Below are 21889 nucleotides of genomic sequence, written 5' to 3' on the forward strand. Positions count from 1 at the left end.
ATGGCGTGCCTTTTGTAGAATGAACCGGCGAGTTACGATCCCGTGCGAGGTTAAGCTGAAGAGGCGGAGCCGCAGCGAAAGCGAGTCTGAATAGGGCGTTTAGTACGTGGTCGTAGACCCGAAACCAGGTGATCTACCCATGTCCAGGGTGAAGTTCAGGTAACACTGAATGGAGGCCCGAACCCACGCACGTTGAAAAGTGCGGGGATGAGGTGTGGGTAGCGGAGAAATTCCAATCGAACCTGGAGATAGCTGGTTCTCCCCGAAATAGCTTTAGGGCTAGCCTTAAGTGTAAGAGTCTTGGAGGTAGAGCACTGATTGAACTAGGGGTCCTCATCGGATTACCGAATTCAGTCAAACTCCGAATGCCAATGACTTATCCTTAGGAGTCAGACTGCGAGTGATAAGATCCGTAGTCAAGAGGGAAACAGCCCAGATCGCCAGCTAAGGTCCCAAAGTGTGTATTAAGTGGAAAAGGATGTGGAGTTGCTTAGACAACTAGGATGTTGGCTTAGAAGCAGCCACCATTTAAAGAGTGCGTAATAGCTCACTAGTCGAGTGACTCTGCGCCGAAAATGTACCGGGGCTAAATACACCACCGAAGCTGCGAATTGATACCAATGGTATCAGTGGTAGGGGAGCGTTCTAAGTGCAGTGAAGTCAGACCGGAAGGACTGGTGGAGCGCTTAGAAGTGAGAATGCCGGTATGAGTAGCGAAAGACGGGTGAGAATCCCGTCCACCGAATACCTAAGGTTTCCTGAGGAAGGCTCGTCCGCTCAGGGTTAGTCAGGACCTAAGCCGAGGCCGACAGGCGTAGGCGATGGACAACAGGTTGATATTCCTGTACCACCTCTTTATCGTTTGAGCAATGGAGGGACGCAGAAGGATAGAAGAAGCGTGCGATTGGTTGTGCACGTCCAAGCAGTTAGGCTGATAAGTAGGCAAATCCGCTTATCGTGAAGGCTGAGCTGTGATGGGGAAGCTCCTTATGGAGCGAAGTCTTTGATTCCCCGCTGCCAAGAAAAGCTTCTAGCGAGATAAAAGGTGCCTGTACCGCAAACCGACACAGGTAGGCGAGGAGAGAATCCTAAGGTGTGCGAGAGAACTCTGGTTAAGGAACTCGGCAAAATGACCCCGTAACTTCGGGAGAAGGGGTGCTTTCTTAACGGAAAGCCGCAGTGAATAGGCCCAAGCGACTGTTTAGCAAAAACACAGGTCTCTGCGAAGCCGTAAGGCGAAGTATAGGGGCTGACACCTGCCCGGTGCTGGAAGGTTAAGGAGAGGGGTTAGCGTAAGCGAAGCTCTGAACTGAAGCCCCAGTAAACGGCGGCCGTAACTATAACGGTCCTAAGGTAGCGAAATTCCTTGTCGGGTAAGTTCCGACCCGCACGAAAGGTGTAACGATTTGGGCACTGTCTCAACCAGAGACTCGGTGAAATTATAGTACCTGTGAAGATGCAGGTTACCCGCGACAGGACGGAAAGACCCCGTGGAGCTTTACTGTAGCCTGATATTGAATTTTGGTACAGTTTGTACAGGATAGGCGGGAGCCATTGAAACCGGAGCGCTAGCTTCGGTGGAGGCGCTGGTGGGATACCGCCCTGACTGTATTGAAATTCTAACCTACGGGTCTTATCGACCCGGGAGACAGTGTCAGGTGGGCAGTTTGACTGGGGCGGTCGCCTCCTAAAGTGTAACGGAGGCGCCCAAAGGTTCCCTCAGAATGGTTGGAAATCATTCGTAGAGTGCAAAGGCATAAGGGAGCTTGACTGCGAGACCTACAAGTCGAGCAGGGACGAAAGTCGGGCTTAGTGATCCGGTGGTTCCGCATGGAAGGGCCATCGCTCAACGGATAAAAGCTACCCCGGGGATAACAGGCTTATCTCCCCCAAGAGTCCACATCGACGGGGAGGTTTGGCACCTCGATGTCGGCTCATCGCATCCTGGGGCTGTAGTCGGTCCCAAGGGTTGGGCTGTTCGCCCATTAAAGCGGTACGCGAGCTGGGTTCAGAACGTCGTGAGACAGTTCGGTCCCTATCCGTCGTGGGCGTAGGAAATTTGAGAGGAGCTGTCCTTAGTACGAGAGGACCGGGATGGACGCACCGCTGGTGTACCAGTTGTTCTGCCAAGGGCATAGCTGGGTAGCTATGTGCGGAAGGGATAAGTGCTGAAAGCATCTAAGCATGAAGCCCCCCTCAAGATGAGATTTCCCATAGCGTAAGCTAGTAAGATCCCTGAAAGATGATCAGGTTGATAGGTTCGAGGTGGAAGCATGGTGACATGTGGAGCTGACGAATACTAATAGATCGAGGACTTAACCATATAATATGAAGCAAATGTTATCTAGTTTTGAAGGAATATGCCTTCATAGTTTGGTGATGATGGCAGAGAGGTCACACCCGTTCCCATACCGAACACGGAAGTTAAGCTCTCTAGCGCCGATGGTAGTTGGGACCTTGTCCCTGTGAGAGTAGGACGTCGCCAAGCAACTAAAAACACAAGTCTTTTGACTTGTGTTTTTTTGTGTTTTCAAACAGTACGAAAAAAGAAGTAATGGTAATACAAACACGTTGCCCAAGGGTTAATCATATTATATAAGAGGTGGATGTATATTTTTCTGTAAATTGTTAAGGAATAGAAGTATAAAATATGTCCATTTAAATAGGGAGGGAAGGTTATGAAAGCACAAAATGAAGTTTGTATTGTTTGTGAGACAGAAAGAAAAGAAGGGATATATGTTTATAATAATTTAATATGTTATGAATGTGAAAAGGATATGGTGAATACGGAGACAAATGATCCGAAGTATATATATTATTTAAAACAGCTTCGGAAATTAGAAGTATCATATTTTTAAATAGGCATATGCCTATTATTTTTTTTGTTCTGTATAATAGAGGAAGAATGAAATAATAAGGAAGAGATATAGATGAATCAAAATCGCATACCTTTATATGAGGCATTAACAGAGTTTAAAGAAAGAGGGCCGTTATCCTTTCATGTTCCAGGTCATAAAAATGGTTTAAACTTCCCTCAGGAAGCTGTAGGGGAGTTTAAAGATATACTATCTATCGATGTAACTGAGTTGTCAGGTTTAGATGATTTACATAGTCCGTTTGAATGTATAGATGAGGCACAACAGTTATTAGCTGATGTATATGGAGTGAAAAAAAGTTATTTTTTAATTAATGGTTCAACAGTAGGGAACCTAGCAATGATTTTGTCTTGTTGTGGGGAACATGATATTGTTCTTGTACAAAGAAATTGTCATAAATCAATTATTAATGGTTTAAAATTAGCGGGCGCAAATCCAATTTTTTTAGATCCATGGATTGATGAAGCTTATAATGTACCAGTGGGAATTCATGATGAAATTATTAAGGAAGCAATTGAAAAATATCCAAATGCTAAAGCACTCATTTTAACGCATCCTAATTATTATGGTATGGGAATGGATCTGGAGGCAAGCATCGCTTATGCACATGCACATAAAATCCCCGTTTTAGTAGATGAAGCACATGGAGCCCATTTTTGTTTAGGAGGGGCATTTCCAAAGTCAGCATTAGCATATGGTGCAGATATTGTAGTTCATTCTGCACATAAAACATTACCCGCGATGACAATGGGGTCCTATTTACATATAAATAGTTGCTTAGTGAAAGAAGAAAAAGTTTCTACCTATTTAAGTATGCTACAATCTAGTAGTCCATCGTATCCAATTATGACTTCTCTTGATATTGCACGCTTTACAATAGCACGTATAAAAGAAAAGGGACATGATGAAATAGTCGAGTTTTTACGGGGATTTAAAGACGAATTGTGTTCTATTCCACAAATAGCTATTTTACAGTATCCATTACAAGACCATTTAAAGGTTACTGTACAGACACGTTGTCAGTTATCAGGGTACGAATTACAGTCTGTATTTGAAAAGGTCGGTATATATACAGAAATGGCGGATCCGTATAATGTCCTATTTATTTTGCCCTTGCAAGTAAATAAGGAGTATATGAAGGCTATAGAGATGATCCGAGGGGCATTGCGATATTATGAGGTGAAAGACAAGAAGGAATCTATTCGTTATACTTATAAAGGAGAATTTTCTCCTTTACCGTATACATATAAACAACTGGAAGGATATGAAACAAAAGTAGTATCTGTAGAAGAAGCAGTTGGGATGATAGCGGCAGAAATGGTAATTCCGTACCCACCTGGAATTCCATTGATTATGTATGGAGAAAGAATTACTTCAGAACATAAAGAGCAAATTATGTATTTAGAGCAATCAGGCGCTCGTTTTCAAGGTAGCACGAAATATATGAAAGTGTATGATATAGAAAGTAGGTTTTAGGATGAAGGGATTATTTGTAACAATTGAAGGTCCAGAAGGTTCGGGTAAGACAACGTTAATTAAAAGTTTATTGCCGTACTTTGAACAAAAAGAACAAAAGGTAATGGCGACGAGAGAACCAGGTGGCATTGCAATTTCAGAGGATATTAGAACAATTTTACATAAACAAGAATATACGATGATGGAAGCACGTACAGAGGCGCTTCTGTATGCTGCTGCACGTAGACAACATTTGGTGGAAAAGGTTATGCCGGCACTTAACGAGGACTACCTTGTATTATGTGATCGTTTTATAGATAGCTCTTTAGCGTATCAAGGATATGCAAGAGGGTTAGGTATGGATAAAGTATTTGAAATAAATCGTTTCGCAACAGAGGACTGTATGCCTAGTTTAACAATTTACCTAGACATTGAACCAGAGATTGGTTTAGCTCGCATTGAAAAAGATGCAGGACGTGAAGTAAATCGATTAGATATGGAAGATATCTCTTTCCATAAACGTGTCCGTGAAGGATATTTACAAGTTGTAGAACGTTTCTCAGATCGTATTGTATTGGTAAATGCTGATCAACCAATGGAAAAACTTATAGAAGAAGTTGTTCAGATTATAGAAGATAAATTGTTATAATAGAAGGAAAGAATGAAATAAGTGAGGTATGCATTATGACGAAGACGTGGGAGCAGCTTTCTGCTATACAACCCATCGGTGTAAAAATGTTGATGAATAGCATTGCAAAAGAGCGTATATCCCACGCTTACTTGTTAGAGGGAGGGAAAGGGACTGGAAAGTTTGCAACGGCAATTCAAATGGCAAAGAGTTTCCTCTGTTCTGGGCGGAATGGGGTAGAGCCTTGTCACGTATGTACAAATTGTAAGCGAATTGATTCAGGTAACCACCCTAACTTACATATTGTAAAACCAGACGGATTATCTATTAAGAAACAGCAAATTCATGATTTACAAGAAGAGTTTTCAAAAACAGGATTAGAAGCAAATAAAAAAGTATATATTATTGAGCACGCAGATCGTATGACAGCAAATGCAGCGAATACACTTTTAAAATTTTTAGAAGAACCAAGTAGTGATACAACAGCTATTTTACTTACTGAACAAAGTCATCAAATTTTAAATACGATTTTATCTCGCTGTCAAGTTGTTACATTTAGACCGTTACCTACGGAATCTTTAATTAGAAGATTACAGGATGAAGATATTACGGCATCTTTATCGACACTTGCTGCGCAACTCACGAATAGTTTTGATGAAGCTTTAGCTTTATGTAGTGATGAATGGTTTGCACAAGCACGAGCTTTAGTGATAAAATTATGTGAAGCGCTCGAAAAGGATAAAGCCTCTATTTTTTTTGTACAAGAAAAATGGGGGAAACACTTTAGAGAGAAAGAACAATTACAGCAAGGTTTAGATATGTTGCTCCTTATTTATAAGGATTTATTATATGTTCAACTTGGAGAAGAAGATCGTCTTGTTTTTCATGAGCAGAAAGAGATGTTTGAATCTTTCTCCTATGCTCAGAAGCGCATTGTATCAGCTCTCTTTAATATATTAGAGGCAAAAAATAGAATCAACGCTAATGTAAATGCGCAGCTTGTGTTCGAACAGTTAGTGTTGCGGTTGCAGGAGGGATGACCGTTTTGTATGATGTAGTAGGTGTTCGCTTTAAGAAGGCCGGAAAGGTGTATTACTTCGATCCGAATCAGTTCGATATCTCTGAAAATGAGTTTGTAATTGTAGAAACAGTAAGAGGTATTGAGTACGGAAAAGTAGTTATTACCAAAAAGCAAGTTGATGAAAACGACGTTGTATTACCGCTAAAAAAGGTTATTCGTATTGCAAATGAAAATGATCGTACCATTGTTGAAGAGAACAAACATGCTGCAAAAGAAGCATATCAAGTTTGTCAGCAAAAGGTAGTAGAGCATAATCTTGATATGAAACTTGTAGATGTAGAGTATACGTTCGATCGCAATAAGATTATTTTCTACTTTACTGCGGATGGTCGGATTGATTTCCGCGAACTAGTGAAGGACTTAGCGGCAATTTTTAGGACAAGAATTGAACTAAGACAAATTGGTGTTCGTGATGAAGCGAAGATGCTTGGTGGTATTGGTCCGTGTGGTCGTATGCTTTGTTGTTCTACTTTTTTAGGAGATTTTGAACCTGTATCCATTAAGATGGCAAAGGATCAAAATTTATCATTAAATCCTGCAAAAATCTCTGGTTTATGTGGTCGCTTAATGTGTTGCTTAAAATATGAGAATGATGAATATGAGGCAGCAAAGGAACAACTTCCTGATTTAGATCAACGTATACAAACCCCGCATGGTACTGGCCGTGTTATCGGATTAAATATTTTAGAAAGATTAATTCAAGTGGAACTAGTAGACAAGGAACGGATAGTAGAATATACGTTAGATGAGTTAGTGAATAAAGGGGTCGTTTCGAGTCAAACCACAGATTAATGAGGTGGGTGCTTGTGGAGAAAAAAGATATTTTTGCATCGGTTTCTAGTATGGAAGAGCAAATTGGACATTTATACAAACAGTTGGGAGAATTAAAACAACATCTTGCAGAGTTGTTGGAAGAGAACCAACATATAAAAATGGAAAATGAAAATTTGCGACACCGCTTTGAAGAAGTGCAGATTAAGGAAAAACAAAAAACTCAAAAACGTAAAGAAGTGAAGCCGAAGACAACTGATATTGGCGAAGGCTATGATAATTTAGCAAGGCTATATCAAGAAGGTTTTCATATTTGTAATCTGCATTATGGAAGTGTACGTAAAGAGGGAGATTGTTTATTCTGCCTGTCATTTTTAAATAAAAAGTGAAATTACCTTTCCAATGATAATTGGAAAGGTAATTTTTTATACATGAGAGTAGAATGAAATATGTTTTTTATTAGTAGAAGATGAAATAGGGTAGGTTAAGTGTAAGAAAAGGAGTAACATATGAATTTATATGAAGATGAACGTTTAGATTACTTATTAGCGCAAGATATGAAGATTGTACAAAGCCCATCAGTATTCAATTTCTCGTTAGATGCTGTTTTACTTGCAGACTTTGCTTGGGTGCCGATTCAAAAAGGTAATGTACTTGATCTGTGTACAGGTAACGCAGTTGTCCCCCTTTTATTAAGTACAAGAACAAAGGGAAACATTACAGGTGTAGAAATTCAAGAACGTTTATATGATATGGGAATCAGAAGCGTTCAATACAATAAGTTAGAAGAAAGAATTCACTTAATACATGGGGATTTGAAAGATATGCCGGAGAAACTTGGACGTCATCAATATGATGTAGTTACATGTAATCCCCCTTATTTTCAAACACCTGCAACTTCTGAGAAAAATATGAATGAACATTTAGCGATAGCTCGTCATGAAATTATGTGTACATTAGAGGATGTTGTATCTGCAAGTAGTCAGTTAGTAAAGCAAGGTGGGAAAGTAGCATTTGTACATCGTCCAGGTCGTTTGCTAGATATTGTTACATTAATGCGTAAATACAAAATTGAACCAAAGCGTGTACGATTTGTTTATCCTAAGGCAGGGAAAGAAGCGAATACATTGTTAATTGAAGGAATTAAGGATGGAAACGCAGATTTGAAAATATTGCCCCCTCTTTTTGTATATGAAGCAAATAATGAATATACAAAGGAGATTCGTTCAATTTTATATGGAGAAGAATAAGCATTGTTTTTATGTAGTAGAGTGCTCTGACGGAAGTTATTATGCTGGATATACAAATCATATAGAGAAGCGGATTCAGACCCATAATAGTGGAAAAGGGGCTAGGTATACGCGTGCCAGACTTCCTGTTGTTTTAAAATACATAGAATTTCATGAAGATAAGCGTACAGCTATGCAAGCAGAGTATTATTTTAAGCAGTTAAATAGAAAACAAAAAGAAGAATATATGCAAAAAGGAGAACGCTATGTGGCAACAAAAAAGCTTTCAACAAAATGAAAAGGGAGTTTTATATTTAGTACCAACTCCTATTGGAAATTTAGAAGATATGACATTTCGTGCAATCCGAATTTTAAAAGAAGCTGATTTAATTGCTGCTGAAGATACGAGACAAACGAAAAAACTTTGTAATTATTTCGAAATTGAAACCCCTGTTATGAGTTACCATGAGCATAATAAGGAAGTAAGTGGTAAGAAAATATTAGGGAAGTTAGAAGAAGGAAAGACTGTAGCACTTGTTAGTGATGCTGGTATGCCTTGTATTTCCGATCCAGGTTACGATATTGTTGTAGAGGCTGTAGCAGAACAGTATCATGTAATCCCGCTTCCTGGGGCAAATGCAGCCCTTACAGCATTAATTGCATCAGGTCTTGAAACAAAACAATTTTATTTCTATGGATTTTTACAAAGAAATAAAAAAGAAAGAAAAATGGAGTTAGAGAAGCTTCGTTATGTACAAACTACAATGATGTTTTATGAAGCGCCCCATCGTTTAGATGATACTTTAATCTCGATGCAAGAAGTGTTAGGAAATAGAGAAATTGTATTATGTCGAGAGTTAACGAAAAAATTTGAGGAATTTATTCGTGGAACAGTTGAGGAAGCGATTGAGTGGACGAAACAAAATGAAGTTCGTGGCGAGTTTTGTATTTTAGTAGCTGGTTCAACGGAAGAACCTACCCCGGAAGAACAATGGTGGGAATCTATTTCGGTATATGATCACATTGAACATTATATAAACGAAAAAGGTATGAATTCAAAAGAGGCAATAAAAACAGTCGCTAAAGATCGAGATTTGTCGAAACGCGATGTATATCAAATCTATCATGTCGATAAAAAATAAGCTTCTCATAATTGAGAAGCTTATTTTGCTGTTTCGATATAATCTTGAAGTTCGTTTAAGATTCGCTCAGCGCCTTCTTTGCTTAAGATAATTTTACCTTCAGCTAAAGATAGGTTACCATCAGATACTTCACCAGTTACTTGGCAAGTCATGTTTGGCTTATATTTTTTTAAGATGATTTTCTCGTCATCAACGTAGATTTCAAGAGCATCCTTTTCTGCAATACCTAAAGTACGGCGTAATTCGATTGGAATTACTACACGACCTAATTCATCAACTTTACGAACGATACCAGTAGATTTCATAATTCTTTTCCTCCTAAAGAAATAGTTTATAAGTTTCGAGTCTATTTTCTAGATTCGTCATTTTTCGACAAAATACCCTATGGACATATGATACCAATCATTTACATTTCCGTCAATTCTTTAATTCTATATTTTTTAAAAAGATTTATAGATTTCTTACTTCTTATATATAATAGAATGAGAGTAATTTCTACTATTATTTCACTTTATTTTCAGAAAAATTTATAGATTGTAAGTAAGGACTGTATATTTTCTTGAAATATGAGCAATAGATGATAAAGATATTAAGTATTAACTCGTTTTTATCCCGCTATTTGCCAAGCAGTAAGATTCTAAATTTAAAATTTGGCTGGAGCAAAGAAGTTAAGTTGGAGTCGGATTGCTCGTAAAAGCCTGATTGGTGCGGGCAAATAATCCGCGGGAGTGAACAAAACCCCCACAGATTAAAGTTTCACTTTATATATAAGTTTTTGATATACTATTTATAAATACATATGAGGTTATCCGGGAGGTCCAAAACAATGACAGAGGAAAATAAGTCCTTTTATATTACTACCCCAATTTATTATCCAAGTGGAAAATTACACATTGGACATGCTTATACAACAGTAGCAGGAGATGCGATGGCACGATATAAGCGTATGCAAGGATACAATGTTCATTATTTAACAGGAACTGATGAGCATGGACAGAAGATCCAAAAGAAAGCAGAAGAATTAAATGTTACACCACAAGCATATGTGGATAACATTGTTGCAGGAATTAAAGAGCTTTGGGAGAAAATGGATATCTCTTATGATGATTTTATTCGTACAACTGAAGATCGTCATAAAGATGTTGTTGAAAAAATCTTCAAGCAACTAGTAGATCAAGGTGATATTTATCTTGATGAATATGAAGGTTGGTATTCTGTACAAGATGAGACATTCTATACAGAGCATCAATTAGTAGATCCAATTATGGAAGGTGAAAAAGTAGTTGGAGGAAAAAGCCCTGATAGTGGTCATGATGTAGAACTTGTTCGTGAAGAATCGTATTTCTTTAGAATGGGTAAATATGTCGACAGACTATTAAAATTCTATGAAGATAATCCACATTTCATTCAGCCAGAGTCTCGTAAGAATGAGATGATTAATAACTTCATTAAACCAGGCCTAGAAGATTTAGCTGTTTCTCGTACTTCATTTGACTGGGGAGTTCGTGTTCCAGGTAACCCGAAACACGTTATTTACGTATGGGTTGACGCATTATCTAACTACATTACAGCATTAGGTTATGGAACAGAAAATGAAGAGATGTATAAGAAATTCTGGCCAGCTGATGTACATTTAGTTGGAAAAGAAATCGTTCGTTTCCATACAATTTATTGGCCAATCATTTTAATGGCATTAGATTTACCTCTTCCGAAAAAAATCTTTGCTCATGGTTGGATTTTAATGAAAGATGGAAAGATGAGTAAGTCAAAAGGAAACGTAGTAGATCCAGTTACTTTAATCGATCGTTACGGATTAGATGCATTACGTTATTACTTACTTCGTGAAGTTCCATTCGGATCTGATGGCGTATTCACACCAGAAGGATTTGTGGAGCGCATTAATTTCGATTTAGCAAATGACTTAGGTAACTTATTAAATCGTACAGTAGCTATGATTGATAAGTACTTTAACGGAGAAATCCCTGCATTTAAAGCTAATGTAACGGAATTCGATGAAACGTTAGTAATGTTTGCAAAAGATACATTGAAAAAAGTAGAAGAGGCAATGGAGAATATGGAATTCTCTGTAGCGCTAAGCTCAATTTGGCAATTGGTTAGCCGTGCAAATAAATATATTGATGAAACACAACCATGGGTATTAGCGAAAGATGAGAATGATCGTGAAAAATTAGCTTCTGTAATGGCTCACTTAGCAGAGGTGCTTCGTCAAACAGGTATTATGCTTATGCCGTTCCTAACAGTAGCACCAAGTAAGATGTTTGCTCAGCTTGGACTTACTGAAGAGGCACATAAATCTTGGGAAAGCCTATCTACAATTGGCTGTATTCCAGTTGGAACAAAAGTAGAAAAAGGAAACCCGATTTTCCCGCGTTTAGAAATGGAAGTAGAAGTAGGTTACATTAAAGAACAAATGAAAAGCTCTGCTCCTAAAGTAGAAGAGAAAAAAGAAGAAGAACCGAAAGCAGAAGAAATTACAATTGATGATTTCTTTAAAGTAGAATTACGCGTAGCTGAAGTACTATCAGCTGAACCTGTGAAAAAAGCAGATAAGTTGTTAAAAATTCAGCTGGATTTAGGTACAGAAAAGCGTCAAGTTGTTTCAGGAATTGCAAAATTCTATTCGCCGGAAGACCTAAAAGGTAAAAAGGTTATTTGTGTAACAAACTTAAAACCTGTAAAATTACGCGGTGAATTATCACAAGGTATGATTTTAGCGGGTGAAGAGAATGGCGTATTATCATTAGCATCAATCGACCAAAATCTACCAAACGGTACAAAAATCAAGTAATTAAGACAAGAAAAGAGATGTTTCACGTGTAACATGTGTGAAGCGTCTTTTTTCTTTTTACACTCTCTATTTTTGCATTAAAATTATAGTATTGTTATCGTTAAGTTATTAAAGAGCTTATTTTTTAGAATAAACTTGATTTCAATATAAAAGGAGTTATGTATTATGTTGTTTGATACACATTCACATTTGAATGCAGAGCAATTTGAAGAAGATTTGCAAGAAGTTATTGCACGAATGAAAGAAGCGGGAGTTACCTATACAGTTGTTGTTGGTTTTGATGAAGTAACGATAAAAAAGGCGATTGAATTAGCTGAAACTTATGATTTTATTTACGCTGCAGTTGGATGGCATCCAGTTGATGCAATTGACATGACAGAAGAACATCTAGTTTGGTTAGAAGAACTTGCTTCTCATCCTAAAGTCGTTGCACTTGGAGAGATGGGATTAGATTATCATTGGGATAAGTCTCCAAAAGAAATACAGAAGGAAGTATTCCGTAAACAAATTGCATTAGCCAAAAAGGTGAAATTGCCGATTATTATACATAACCGCGATGCAACTCAAGATATTGTTGATATTCTAGAAGAAGAGAATGCAGCTGAAGTGGGAGGCATTATGCATTGCTTTAGCGGCAGCGTAGAAGTAGCAGAGCGATGTGTTGATATGAACTTTTTAATTTCGTTAGGCGGACCAGTTACATTTAAAAATGCTAAGAAGCCGAAAGAAGTTGCTGTGGAGATTCCATTAGAGAAATTGTTAATAGAGACAGATTGTCCATATTTAACACCACATCCATTTCGAGGAAAACGAAATGAACCGAGTTATGTAAAACTCGTAGCAGAAGAAATTGCGAATTTAAAAGGAATTTCTTATGAGGAAGTAGCAGAAATAACAACAAAAAATGCAAAAGCTTTATTTGGTGTTGAATAAAAAGGAGTGGGAGAACCCATTCTTTTTTATTTTTGTGAAAAAATAAGGGCGAATGAGGAAGTGTTACAATAAGAAGAGAGAACAAAGTTTGGGACATTCTATTTTTTAAAATGTAAGAATGGGGAAAATAATAATGGAAAAGTCGTCATTTTTTTGTTTTACTAAGTAGAGACGAAACGAGTGTGGAGGCAAGCATGAAAATTAAAGAGATTATCGTTGTAGAAGGTAAAGATGATACAGTTGCGATTAAGCGTGCTGTTGATGCGGATACAATTGAAACAAACGGTTCAGCAATCGGTGATCATGTTATTGAGCAAGTTAAATTAGCGCTACAAAAACGGGGCGTTATTATTTTCACAGATCCGGATTATCCTGGAGAGCGTATTCGAAAAATTATTTCTGATAAGGTGCCTGGATGTAAACATGCTTTTTTACCGAAGGAAGAAGCACTTGCCAAAAGGAAAAAGGGTGTCGGGATTGAACATGCTTCTAATGAATCAATTCGCCGTGCTTTAGAGAATATACATGAAGAAATGGAAGCTTACACAAGTGAAATTAGTTGGAGCGATTTAGTCGATGCAGGCTTAGTGGGCGGAGAAATGGCAAAGAGTCGCAGAGAAAGAATGGGTAAGCTATTAAAGATTGGTTATACAAACGCAAAACAGTTACATAAACGTTTACAAATGTTTCAAGTTTCAAAAGAATCGTTTGCAGAAGCTTATAAGCAAGTCATACAGGAGGAAAGAAAATGAAGGATATCGCAACGCCAAATCGTACGAAAGACATTGTTGAAAAGTATGGATTTTCATTCAAAAAAAGTTTAGGACAAAATTTTTTAATTGATACGAATGTATTAAATCGTATTGTCGATCACGCTGAAATTGGTTCAGAAAGTGGTGCAATTGAAATTGGACCAGGTATCGGTGCGTTAACAGAACAATTAGCGAAGCGTGCTAAAAAAGTAGTGGCTTTTGAAATTGATCAGAGATTATTACCGATTTTAGATGAGACGTTAGCGCCATATAGCAACGTTACAGTTATAAATAAAGACGTACTAAAGGCAGATGTACATGAGGTGTTTAGTGAGCAATTTGAGGAAGGGCAAGATGTAATGGTAGTAGCGAACTTACCGTACTATATTACAACGCCAATTTTATTTAAATTGTTGGAAGAGAAATTACCGGTTCGTGGATTTGTTGTTATGATGCAAAAAGAAGTTGGAGATCGTTTAGCTGCTAAACCTGGAACGAAAGAGTATGGTTCTTTATCCATTGCTATTCAGTATTATACAGAGGTAGAAACAGTTATGACTGTACCACGTACAGTGTTTGTGCCACAACCAAATGTTGATTCTGCGATTATTCGTCTCCTAAAGCGCCCGAAACCGGTTGTAGAAGTAACAGATGAGACATTCTTCTTTGAAGTAGTACGAGCAAGTTTTGCACAGCGTCGTAAAACTTTAATGAATAATTTATCAAATAATTTAAATGGTTTCCCGAAAGATAAAGAGCTGTTGGATCGAATTTTAACAGAAGTAGGAATTGATCCAAAACGAAGAGGCGAAACGCTATCTATAGAGGAGTTTGCAACATTAAGTAATGCATTAGTTCTTCATAAATTGTCATAAGAATAGAAAAGGGACAGTTCAACTTGAACTGTCCCTTTTGTCACCTTTCCTCTCCTACATTCATACTTTAAAAACAGGTAAGATGGCCTAACGAGTTTGGAGGTAGGAGAATGGCTTTACATGTTGGAGAATTAGTGGAACGATATTCTCATAATAGGGATATTCTTTTTCGTATTATAGAAATAAAAGGCGAGATAGCTATATTATTTGGAGAGGAAATTAGACTGGTGGCAGATGCGCCACTTGAAGATTTAATTAGTATAGATCAACGAGAGCATAAAAAAAGAGCGAAGCGTGAGAAAGAAACGATGGAGCGTACGTATCGTTTGTTTCAACAAGATTATGTATTAATGAAACAAAGGCATGAACACACTTCAACGGGTGGATATACAAGTGAGGTGAATTATTTTCAAATGCCAGGACGTGTATTGCATATAGATGGGGACCCGTTATATTTGCGCAAGTGCTTAGACTTATATAATAAAATTGGTGTTCCTGTACAAGGTATTCATTGTAAAGAAACAGAGATGCATGAAAAGGTAGTAGATTTAATAGATCATTTTCGTCCAGACATTTTAGTTATTACGGGGCACGATGCATATACGAAATCAAAAGGGGTAAAGGGAGATTTAGCAGCATATAGGCATTCAAGGCATTTTGTACAGGCTGTTCGAGAAGTGAGAAAAAAATATCCATCATTGGATCAACTCGTTATTTTTGCTGGGGCATGCCAATCACACTTTGAAGCATTAATTCGAGCAGGTGCTAACTTTGCTAGTTCACCATCTAGAATTAATATTCATGCACTAGATCCTGTATATGTGGTTGGTAAAATTAGTTTTACGTCATTTATGGAAAGAGTAAATGTATGGGATGTTGTACGTAATACGATTACCGGCGAAAAGGGACTTGGCGGGATTGAGACGAGGGGGATTTTAAGAACTGGATTACCCTTTCAACATTATGAAGAATAAGCAAGGTACATATGTATCTTGCTTTTTTGTATGGGAAGGATTTAAATCAGCTTGGATAAAAAGAGACAAGAACGCGCAGACTACATAATGATACTTTTACAATATAGTATTTCTTCTATCTATTTGAACGCATGATGCTTTTATAATGATATTGTCTGTGAGTTACGGTTAATAATTGGGATAGATATATCGTGTTTTAAGTGTTCAATCTAAATTACAGCGAGGTGTAACGAAGTATATGTCAAAACGTTTAGATGAAATTAAAAGCGAATTAGATCACCATCTTGGACAGAGACTGATGTTAAAGGCAAATAGTGGGAGAAGAAAAACAGTAGAACAATCAGGTGTACTTGCAGAAACGTACCGTTCTGTTTTTGTTGTACAATTGGATCAGCAAGAAGATGCGTTGCAACGTGTATCATATAGCTATGCGGATGTTTTAACAGAGACAGTAGAGTTAACGTTTTATGGTGAACCTCATAATGAAGTGATTTTATAATTCATGTATCGTTACATATATTCCCACAAATGAAAAGCTATATTATTTTGCATACTAATTATACCGTAGCAAAATAAGGAGGGACTCTGCATTGAGTAGACGAAGAGGTGTCATGTCAAATCAATTTAAAGAAGAGCTTGCAAAAGAGCTAGGCTTTTATGATGTTGTTCAGAAAGAAGGCTGGGGCGGAATTCGTGCGAAAGATGCTGGTAACATGGTGAAACGTGCTATAGAAATTGCAGAAAAGCAATTAATGAAACAAAACCAGTAGTTGTAAGATACTTTCTATGCTACGGTAGCCGAGGAGTGATTCCTCGGCTTTTTGTACTCGAAAAGGTGCCATCATTTTACATAAGTAGTTTCATTCTGAATGCTTTTCGTTATAATTAGGGAAGTGTCATCGTCTTACTATAAATTTATGGTAAAATAAACGATAAAAGATTGAGTACATAGAGTGGGTGAATAGATTGAAGCTACTAGTGAAAGCACCAGCAAAGATTAATCTGTCGTTAGATGTACTGGGAAAAAGACAAGACGGATATCATGAAGTGAAAATGATTATGACAACAATTGATTTAGCGGATCGTTTAGAACTAATGGAATTAGCAGAAGACCGTATTGAAATTTTATCCCATAATCGGTATGTCCCAGACGACCAAAGAAATTTAGCTTATCAAGCAGCGAAATTATTAAAAGAGAAGTTTAATGTGAAAAAAGGCGTATCTATTACTATTGAAAAAACGATTCCAGTAGCAGCTGGATTAGCAGGTGGAAGTAGTGATGCAGCAGCGACATTACGTGGCCTTAATAAATTATGGAATTTAGGGCTTACAATTGATCAGTTAGCAGAGCTTGGCGCAAAAATCGGATCAGATGTATCGTTTTGTGTATATGGTGGGACAGCAATTGCCACTGGAAGAGGAGAGCAAATTGAGCACATAAAAACTCCACCTTCTTGTTGGGTTATTTTAGCAAAACCCCATATTGGTGTATCTACTGCTGATGTGTATGGAAATTTAAAGTTAAATCGAGTTACACATCCAAATGTAGATAAAATGGTTAACGTCATAAATGCTGGGGACTACAAAGGGATTTGTGATACTGTTGGTAATGTTTTAGAAGATGTAACGTTTGCGATGCATCCTGAAGTTGCACGTATTAAGGCACAGATGAAGCGATTTGGGGCGGATGCCGTATTAATGAGTGGAAGTGGCCCAACCGTATTTGGTCTTGTGCACCATGATTCGCGAATGCATCGTATATATAACGGATTAAAAGGATTTTGTGAACAAGTATACGCAGTACGTTTATTAGGAGAGCGAGAAACGCTTGAATAAAGACGTATAATACGTTATGATTTGTTTAGAATATTCGTGATTTGAGGTGAGAGTATGAAAATTAGACGAAGTACAAGATTAGTCGATATGACGTATTACTTGTTACAAAACCCTCGTCAGCTAGTTTCTCTCACTTTTTTTGCTGAAAGGTATCAATCAGCTAAGTCTTCCATTAGTGAAGATTTAGTTATTATTAAGCAAACGTTTGAACAACAAGGGGTCGGCACATTGCAAACGGTACCAGGAGCAGCAGGAGGAGTGAAATATATACCATATATAAGTGAGGAAGAGGCAGATCTAATTATTGGTGAGCTTTGTAGCTTATTTGAAAATCCAGATCGTATTTTGCCTGGTGGTTACTTATATATGACAGATCTTTTAAGTAATCCTCGCCATATTAATGGCGCAGGTCGTTTGTTTGCTTCTGTTTTTGCTAGGCAATCAATTGATGCGGTTATGACGGTGGCAACGAAGGGGATTCCACTTGCTTATGCGGTGGCAAATTACTTAGATGTACCGGTAGTAATTGCAAGGAAAGATAATAAGGTAACAGAAGGCCCAACTGTTAGTATTAACTATGTATCAGGTTCTTCTAAGCGAATTCAAACAATGACGTTAGCAAAGCGTAGCCTTCCAGAGGGATCAAATGTTTTAATTATTGATGACTTCATGAAAGCCGGCGGGACAATTCAAGGTATGATGAGTATGTTAGAAGAGTTTAAGGCTAATGTTGTTGGTATTGGTGTATTAGTAGAATCTACGGATATTGAAGAACGACTAATTAATAATTTTGTATCATTAATTCGTCTATCAGAAGTTGATGTGAAAGAAAAGGCGATTCAAGTGGAAAAGGGAAATTATTCACTGGCACCATTTGATGAAGGGCTTGTAGAGGCTGAGTAAAAAGGTAAAGCAGATCGCTTTATCTTTTTTTTACTCTATTTATAAATTATAAAATAGATGGACAAACTGCTTTTCGTGCACTATTTTTAAAGAGTAAAAATAAATAATAAAAGGGTGAAAAAATATGAAAGTTGTTCAAACAAGCAATGCACCACAAGCAATTGGACCATATTCACAAGGGATTATTGTAAATAATATGTTTTACAGTTCAGGACAAATTCCGTTAACTGCAAGTGGAGAGCTTGTAGCAGGAGACGTGACAGTACAAACAGAGCAAGTATTTCAAAATTTACAAGCGGTATTAGAAGAAGCAGGTGCTTCATTTGATACAGTAGTAAAAACAACAGTATTCTTAAAAGATATGGATGATTTTAATGCTGTTAATGAAGTATACGGCTCTTATTTCTCTACTCATAAGCCAGCACGTTCTTGTGTACAAGTAGCAAAATTACCGAAAGATGTTTCAATTGAAATCGAAGTAATTGCCCTAGTTAAGTAATCTTTTGTAAGCGATAACCTCTACTAATCTCTATATTCAATTACATTAAAAATTTTTATCTTAAAAATTTTTAAAAAATTAAAGGGAAAATAGAAATTTTGTGGAATTTATACAAATATATCGCTTATTTAGAAAAGGGTGGTGAACACAAGATGGAAGTGACTGACGTAAGATTACGCCGCGTAAACACAGAAGGCCGCATGAGAGCAATTGCCTCTATTACTCTAGACCATGAATTTGTTGTTCATGATATTCGTGTAATTGATGGTAATAATGGATTATTTGTAGCAATGCCAAGTAAACGTACTCCAGATGGAGAATTCCGTGACATTGCACATCCAATTAATTCTAATACACGCTCTAAAATTCAAGATGCGGTTTTAACAGAGTATCATCGTTTAGGCGAGTTAGAAGAGGTTGAGTTTGAAGAAGCGGGTGCTTCGTAAAATTCGAATGAAAAGGGCTTTTTAAAGAAATCCCTATAATTTTGCAACAAACTCCTGTAAGCATTTACAGGAGTTTGTTTTTTTTTTGTTTGGTTTTATCTATTTTCGTACGGAAAATTCTGAATTTATTAAAGTGAAGAGGAAAACTTCTAATTTTTTCAAAATCATTTTAAATAGTATAGCTTATTTCTTAAAAAAGATACTAAAGAGTAAAACATCGTATAAGAATTATGGTAAAATTTAATAGTTAAAATGTGTTTCTTGAAATATATGATGATTTAGGATAATATCGTTAATGGATAAATAGGTTGCGATGGAGGGTCTATATGTCAAACAGATTTGCAGTGATTCTAGCTGCAGGCAAAGGCACACGTATGAAGTCTAAGCTATACAAAGTGCTTCATCCTGTATGTGGAAAACCTATGGTACAGCATGTTGTCGATCAAGTAACGCAATTAGGATTGCAGAAACTTGTAACAGTCGTAGGACATGGTGCTGAAATGGTACAAGAACAGCTAGGAAACGTAAGTGAGTTTGCATTACAAGCAGAACAACTTGGTACAGCACATGCTGTCGATCAAGCTGCAAGTGTACTTGCAAATGAAGAAGGAACAACTTTAGTTATTTGTGGTGATACGCCGCTAATAACTGCTGAAACGATGGAAGCATTGCTTCAGCAACATAAAGAAGCAGGGGCAATGGCAACGGTGCTAACAGCTTACATAGAAGAACCTGCTGGATATGGTCGTATCGTTCGTAATGAGAATGGTCATGTTGAAAAGATTGTTGAGCATAAGGATGCAAATGAGAAAGAATTAGCTATTAAAGAAATCAATACAGGTACATATTGTTTTGATAATAAAGCTTTATTCGCCTCACTTTCTAAAGTTTCAAATGATAACGTACAAGGTGAATATTACCTGCCAGATGTTATTGAGATTTTAAAAAATGAAGGTCATATCGTATCAGCTTATCAAACAGAGCACTTCGATGAAACGTTAGGTGTTAACGACAGAGTCGCTCTATCGCAAGCGGAAATTATTATGAAAAACCGTATCAACCGTAAAAACATGGTAAATGGTGTTACAATTATTGATCCAAGTAACACGTATATTTCTGCTGATGCAATTATCGGTAGTGATACAGTTCTTCATCCAGGAACAATTATTGAGGGGAATACTGTAATTGGTTCTGATTGTGAAATTGGACCGCACACAGTAATTCGCGATAGTGAAATTGGAGATCGTACGACAATTCGACAATCTACTGTACATGATAGTAAACTTGGTACAGAAGTATCGGTTGGTCCATTTGCACATATTCGCCCAGATTCAGTTATTGGAGATGAAGTACGCGTTGGAAACTTCGTGGAAATCAAAAAAACTGTTTTTGGTAATAGAAGTAAAGCTTCACACTTAAGTTATATCGGGGATGCACAAGTTGGAGAAGACGTGAATCTTGGTTGTGGTTCAATTACGGTGAACTATGACGGTAAGAATAAATTCAAAACTGTGATTGGTAACGGGGTATTTATTGGATGTAATTCAAACCTTGTTGCTCCTGTAACAGTTGAAGATGGTGCTTATGTGGCAGCAGGCTCTACAATTACAGAGAATGTTCCATCAAAAGCATTATCTGTAGCACGTGCACGTCAAGTTAACAAAGAAGACTATGTTGATCAATTGCTGAATAAGAAAAAATCATAATGTGGAGGGTTAATCTAGATGTCGACTCAATATCTAAATTCTAATTTGAAAGTATTCTCTTTAAACTCTAATAAGGAACTTGCTGAGCAAATTGCAAAGCACATTGGAGTAGGACTAGGAAAATGTTCTGTTGATCGTTTTAGTGATGGAGAAGTTCAAATTAACATTGAAGAAAGTATCCGTGGTTGCGATGTATTCATTATTCAATCTACAAGCTTCCCAGTAAACGAACATATCATGGAATTACTTATTATGATCGATGCATTAAAACGTGCATCTGCAAAAACAATTAATATTGTTATTCCTTACTATGGTTATGCGCGTCAAGACCGTAAAGCGCGTTCTCGTGAACCAATTACATCGAAACTTGTAGCAAACTTGCTTGAAACAGCAGGTGCAACTCGTGTAATCACTCTAGATTTACATGCTCCACAAATTCAAGGGTTCTTTGATATCCCAATCGACCACTTAATGGGTGTACCGATTCTTTCAGATTACTTTGAAACAAAAGGTCTTAAAGATATCGTAATCGTGTCACCTGACCACGGTGGGGTAACTCGTGCCAGAAAAATGGCAGATCGCCTAAAAGCACCAATCGCTATTATTGATAAGCGTCGTCCTCGTCCGAACGTATCAGAGGTAATGAACATTATCGGTAATATTGAAGGTAAAACAGCAATTTTAATTGATGACATCATTGATACAGCTGGTACAATTACATTAGCAGCAAACGCTCTTGTTGAGAACGGTGCTTCTGAAGTATATGCTTGCTGTACACACCCAGTATTATCTGGTCCAGCAATTGAGCGTATCCAAAACTCAAATATTAAAGAGTTAGTTGTAACAAACTCTATCGTATTACCAGAAGAGAAGAAAATCGACAAAGTACATGAACTTTCAGTTGCTCCACTAATCGGAGAAGCAATCATTCGTGTATACGAAGAAGAATCTGTAAGTGTATTATTCAATTAATT

The 21889-nt window shown here is 37.3% G+C and carries 23 protein-coding genes and 2 rRNA genes (1 of these 25 only partly in view); 24 read left to right on the forward strand and 1 reads right to left on the reverse strand.

Annotation, left to right across the window (positions count from 1 at the left end; translation table 11 throughout):
- The 11 genes from QCI41_RS18100 to rsmI all read left to right on the forward strand — a co-directional run.
- Positions 1-2323, forward strand: a 23S ribosomal RNA gene (locus QCI41_RS18100) (it extends 599 nt beyond the left edge of the window).
- Between the two features lie 49 nt (positions 2324-2372).
- Positions 2373-2488, forward strand: a 5S ribosomal RNA gene (gene rrf / locus QCI41_RS18105).
- A 190-nt stretch (positions 2489-2678) separates the two neighbouring features.
- Complete coding sequence (locus QCI41_RS18110; protein ID WP_000647291.1) at positions 2679-2858, forward strand: sigma factor G inhibitor Gin; 180 nt, start codon at positions 2679-2681, stop codon at positions 2856-2858.
- 72 nt (positions 2859-2930) lie between these two features.
- Positions 2931-4352: an aminotransferase class I/II-fold pyridoxal phosphate-dependent enzyme gene (locus QCI41_RS18115; protein WP_353836960.1), complete on the forward strand. Its 1422-nt coding sequence runs from the start codon at positions 2931-2933 to the stop codon at positions 4350-4352.
- 1 nt (position 4353) lies between these two features.
- Complete coding sequence (tmk, locus tag QCI41_RS18120) at positions 4354-4980, forward strand: dTMP kinase (RefSeq protein WP_000677225.1); 627 nt, start codon at positions 4354-4356, stop codon at positions 4978-4980.
- A gap of 35 nt (positions 4981-5015) precedes the next feature.
- Positions 5016-5999 carry a DNA polymerase III subunit delta' gene (gene holB, locus QCI41_RS18125; protein WP_353836959.1) on the forward strand — a complete coding sequence of 328 codons (984 nt, stop codon included), beginning with the start codon at positions 5016-5018 and terminating at the stop codon, positions 5997-5999.
- Positions 6000-6004: 5 nt separating this feature from the next.
- Positions 6005-6832, forward strand: coding sequence for a PSP1 domain-containing protein (locus QCI41_RS18130; RefSeq protein WP_000272429.1), 828 nt, complete (start codon positions 6005-6007; stop codon positions 6830-6832).
- 14 nt (positions 6833-6846) lie between these two features.
- Positions 6847-7200, forward strand: a complete 354-nt coding sequence (gene yabA, locus QCI41_RS18135; protein ID WP_000412057.1) for a DNA replication initiation control protein YabA — start codon at positions 6847-6849, stop codon at positions 7198-7200.
- Between the two features lie 120 nt (positions 7201-7320).
- Positions 7321-8061, forward strand: coding sequence for a tRNA1(Val) (adenine(37)-N6)-methyltransferase (locus QCI41_RS18140; protein ID WP_088079977.1), 741 nt, complete (start codon positions 7321-7323; stop codon positions 8059-8061).
- Entirely contained in the window at positions 8048-8338 is a 291-nt protein-coding gene (locus tag QCI41_RS18145) for a GIY-YIG nuclease family protein (RefSeq protein WP_000414343.1), read from the forward strand. The genes QCI41_RS18140 and QCI41_RS18145 overlap by 14 nt, the downstream gene beginning before the upstream one ends.
- Positions 8307-9182: a 16S rRNA (cytidine(1402)-2'-O)-methyltransferase gene (rsmI, locus tag QCI41_RS18150; RefSeq protein WP_353836958.1), complete on the forward strand. Its 876-nt coding sequence runs from the start codon at positions 8307-8309 to the stop codon at positions 9180-9182. Before QCI41_RS18145 ends, rsmI begins: the two co-directional genes overlap by 32 nt.
- 20 nt (positions 9183-9202) lie before the next feature.
- On the opposite strand, the gene QCI41_RS18155 is transcribed toward rsmI, so the two are convergent.
- A complete protein-coding gene (locus QCI41_RS18155) occupies positions 9203-9487 on the reverse strand; it encodes a transition state genes transcriptional regulator AbrB (RefSeq protein ID WP_000843039.1) in 285 nt (94 codons plus the stop codon).
- A 521-nt stretch (positions 9488-10008) separates the two neighbouring features.
- On the opposite strand from QCI41_RS18155, the gene metG reads away from it, so the two are divergent.
- The 13 genes from metG (at position 10009) to QCI41_RS18220 (ending at position 21887) form a co-directional block, all read left to right on the forward strand.
- Positions 10009-11991 carry a methionine--tRNA ligase gene (gene metG / locus QCI41_RS18160; protein WP_353836957.1) on the forward strand — a complete coding sequence of 661 codons (1983 nt, stop codon included), beginning with the start codon at positions 10009-10011 and terminating at the stop codon, positions 11989-11991.
- A 165-nt stretch (positions 11992-12156) separates the two neighbouring features.
- Complete coding sequence (locus QCI41_RS18165; protein ID WP_353836956.1) at positions 12157-12924, forward strand: TatD family hydrolase; 768 nt, start codon at positions 12157-12159, stop codon at positions 12922-12924.
- A 194-nt stretch (positions 12925-13118) separates the two neighbouring features.
- Entirely contained in the window at positions 13119-13676 is a 558-nt protein-coding gene (gene rnmV, locus QCI41_RS18170; RefSeq protein ID WP_000692830.1) for a ribonuclease M5, read from the forward strand.
- Positions 13673-14551, forward strand: a complete 879-nt coding sequence (gene rsmA / locus QCI41_RS18175) for a 16S rRNA (adenine(1518)-N(6)/adenine(1519)-N(6))-dimethyltransferase RsmA (RefSeq protein WP_000651555.1) — start codon at positions 13673-13675, stop codon at positions 14549-14551. The genes rnmV and rsmA overlap by 4 nt, the downstream gene beginning before the upstream one ends.
- Positions 14552-14661: 110 nt before the next feature.
- Positions 14662-15525: a sporulation peptidase YabG gene (gene yabG, locus QCI41_RS18180; protein WP_001173738.1), complete on the forward strand. Its 864-nt coding sequence runs from the start codon at positions 14662-14664 to the stop codon at positions 15523-15525.
- 238 nt (positions 15526-15763) lie between these two features.
- Positions 15764-16024: a biofilm formation stimulator Veg gene (veg, locus tag QCI41_RS18185; protein ID WP_000044349.1), complete on the forward strand. Its 261-nt coding sequence runs from the start codon at positions 15764-15766 to the stop codon at positions 16022-16024.
- A 91-nt stretch (positions 16025-16115) separates the two neighbouring features.
- Positions 16116-16295: an acid-soluble spore protein SspF gene (sspF, locus tag QCI41_RS18190; RefSeq protein ID WP_080377448.1), complete on the forward strand. Its 180-nt coding sequence runs from the start codon at positions 16116-16118 to the stop codon at positions 16293-16295.
- A 196-nt stretch (positions 16296-16491) separates the two neighbouring features.
- On the forward strand, positions 16492-17361 hold the full coding sequence (gene ispE / locus QCI41_RS18195; RefSeq protein ID WP_000772096.1) for a 4-(cytidine 5'-diphospho)-2-C-methyl-D-erythritol kinase: 870 nt from the start codon (positions 16492-16494) through the stop codon (positions 17359-17361).
- Between the two features lie 54 nt (positions 17362-17415).
- Complete coding sequence (purR, locus tag QCI41_RS18200) at positions 17416-18264, forward strand: pur operon repressor (protein WP_046954525.1); 849 nt, start codon at positions 17416-17418, stop codon at positions 18262-18264.
- 124 nt (positions 18265-18388) lie between these two features.
- Complete coding sequence (locus tag QCI41_RS18205) at positions 18389-18763, forward strand: RidA family protein (protein ID WP_000869826.1); 375 nt, start codon at positions 18389-18391, stop codon at positions 18761-18763.
- A gap of 152 nt (positions 18764-18915) precedes the next feature.
- Positions 18916-19209, forward strand: a complete 294-nt coding sequence (spoVG, locus tag QCI41_RS18210) for a septation regulator SpoVG (RefSeq protein WP_000454042.1) — start codon at positions 18916-18918, stop codon at positions 19207-19209.
- A gap of 326 nt (positions 19210-19535) precedes the next feature.
- Positions 19536-20915, forward strand: coding sequence for a bifunctional UDP-N-acetylglucosamine diphosphorylase/glucosamine-1-phosphate N-acetyltransferase GlmU (gene glmU / locus QCI41_RS18215; protein ID WP_000071045.1), 1380 nt, complete (start codon positions 19536-19538; stop codon positions 20913-20915).
- An 18-nt stretch (positions 20916-20933) separates the two neighbouring features.
- Positions 20934-21887 (forward strand): ribose-phosphate diphosphokinase, encoded by a 954-nt coding sequence (locus tag QCI41_RS18220; RefSeq protein ID WP_000107420.1) that lies wholly within the window; start codon positions 20934-20936, stop codon positions 21885-21887.
- Positions 21888-21889: the final 2 nt, after the last annotated feature.

This window comes from Bacillus cereus group sp. MG4, assembly GCF_040460055.1.
Lineage (GTDB): Bacteria > Bacillota > Bacilli > Bacillales > Bacillaceae_G > Bacillus_A > Bacillus_A wiedmannii.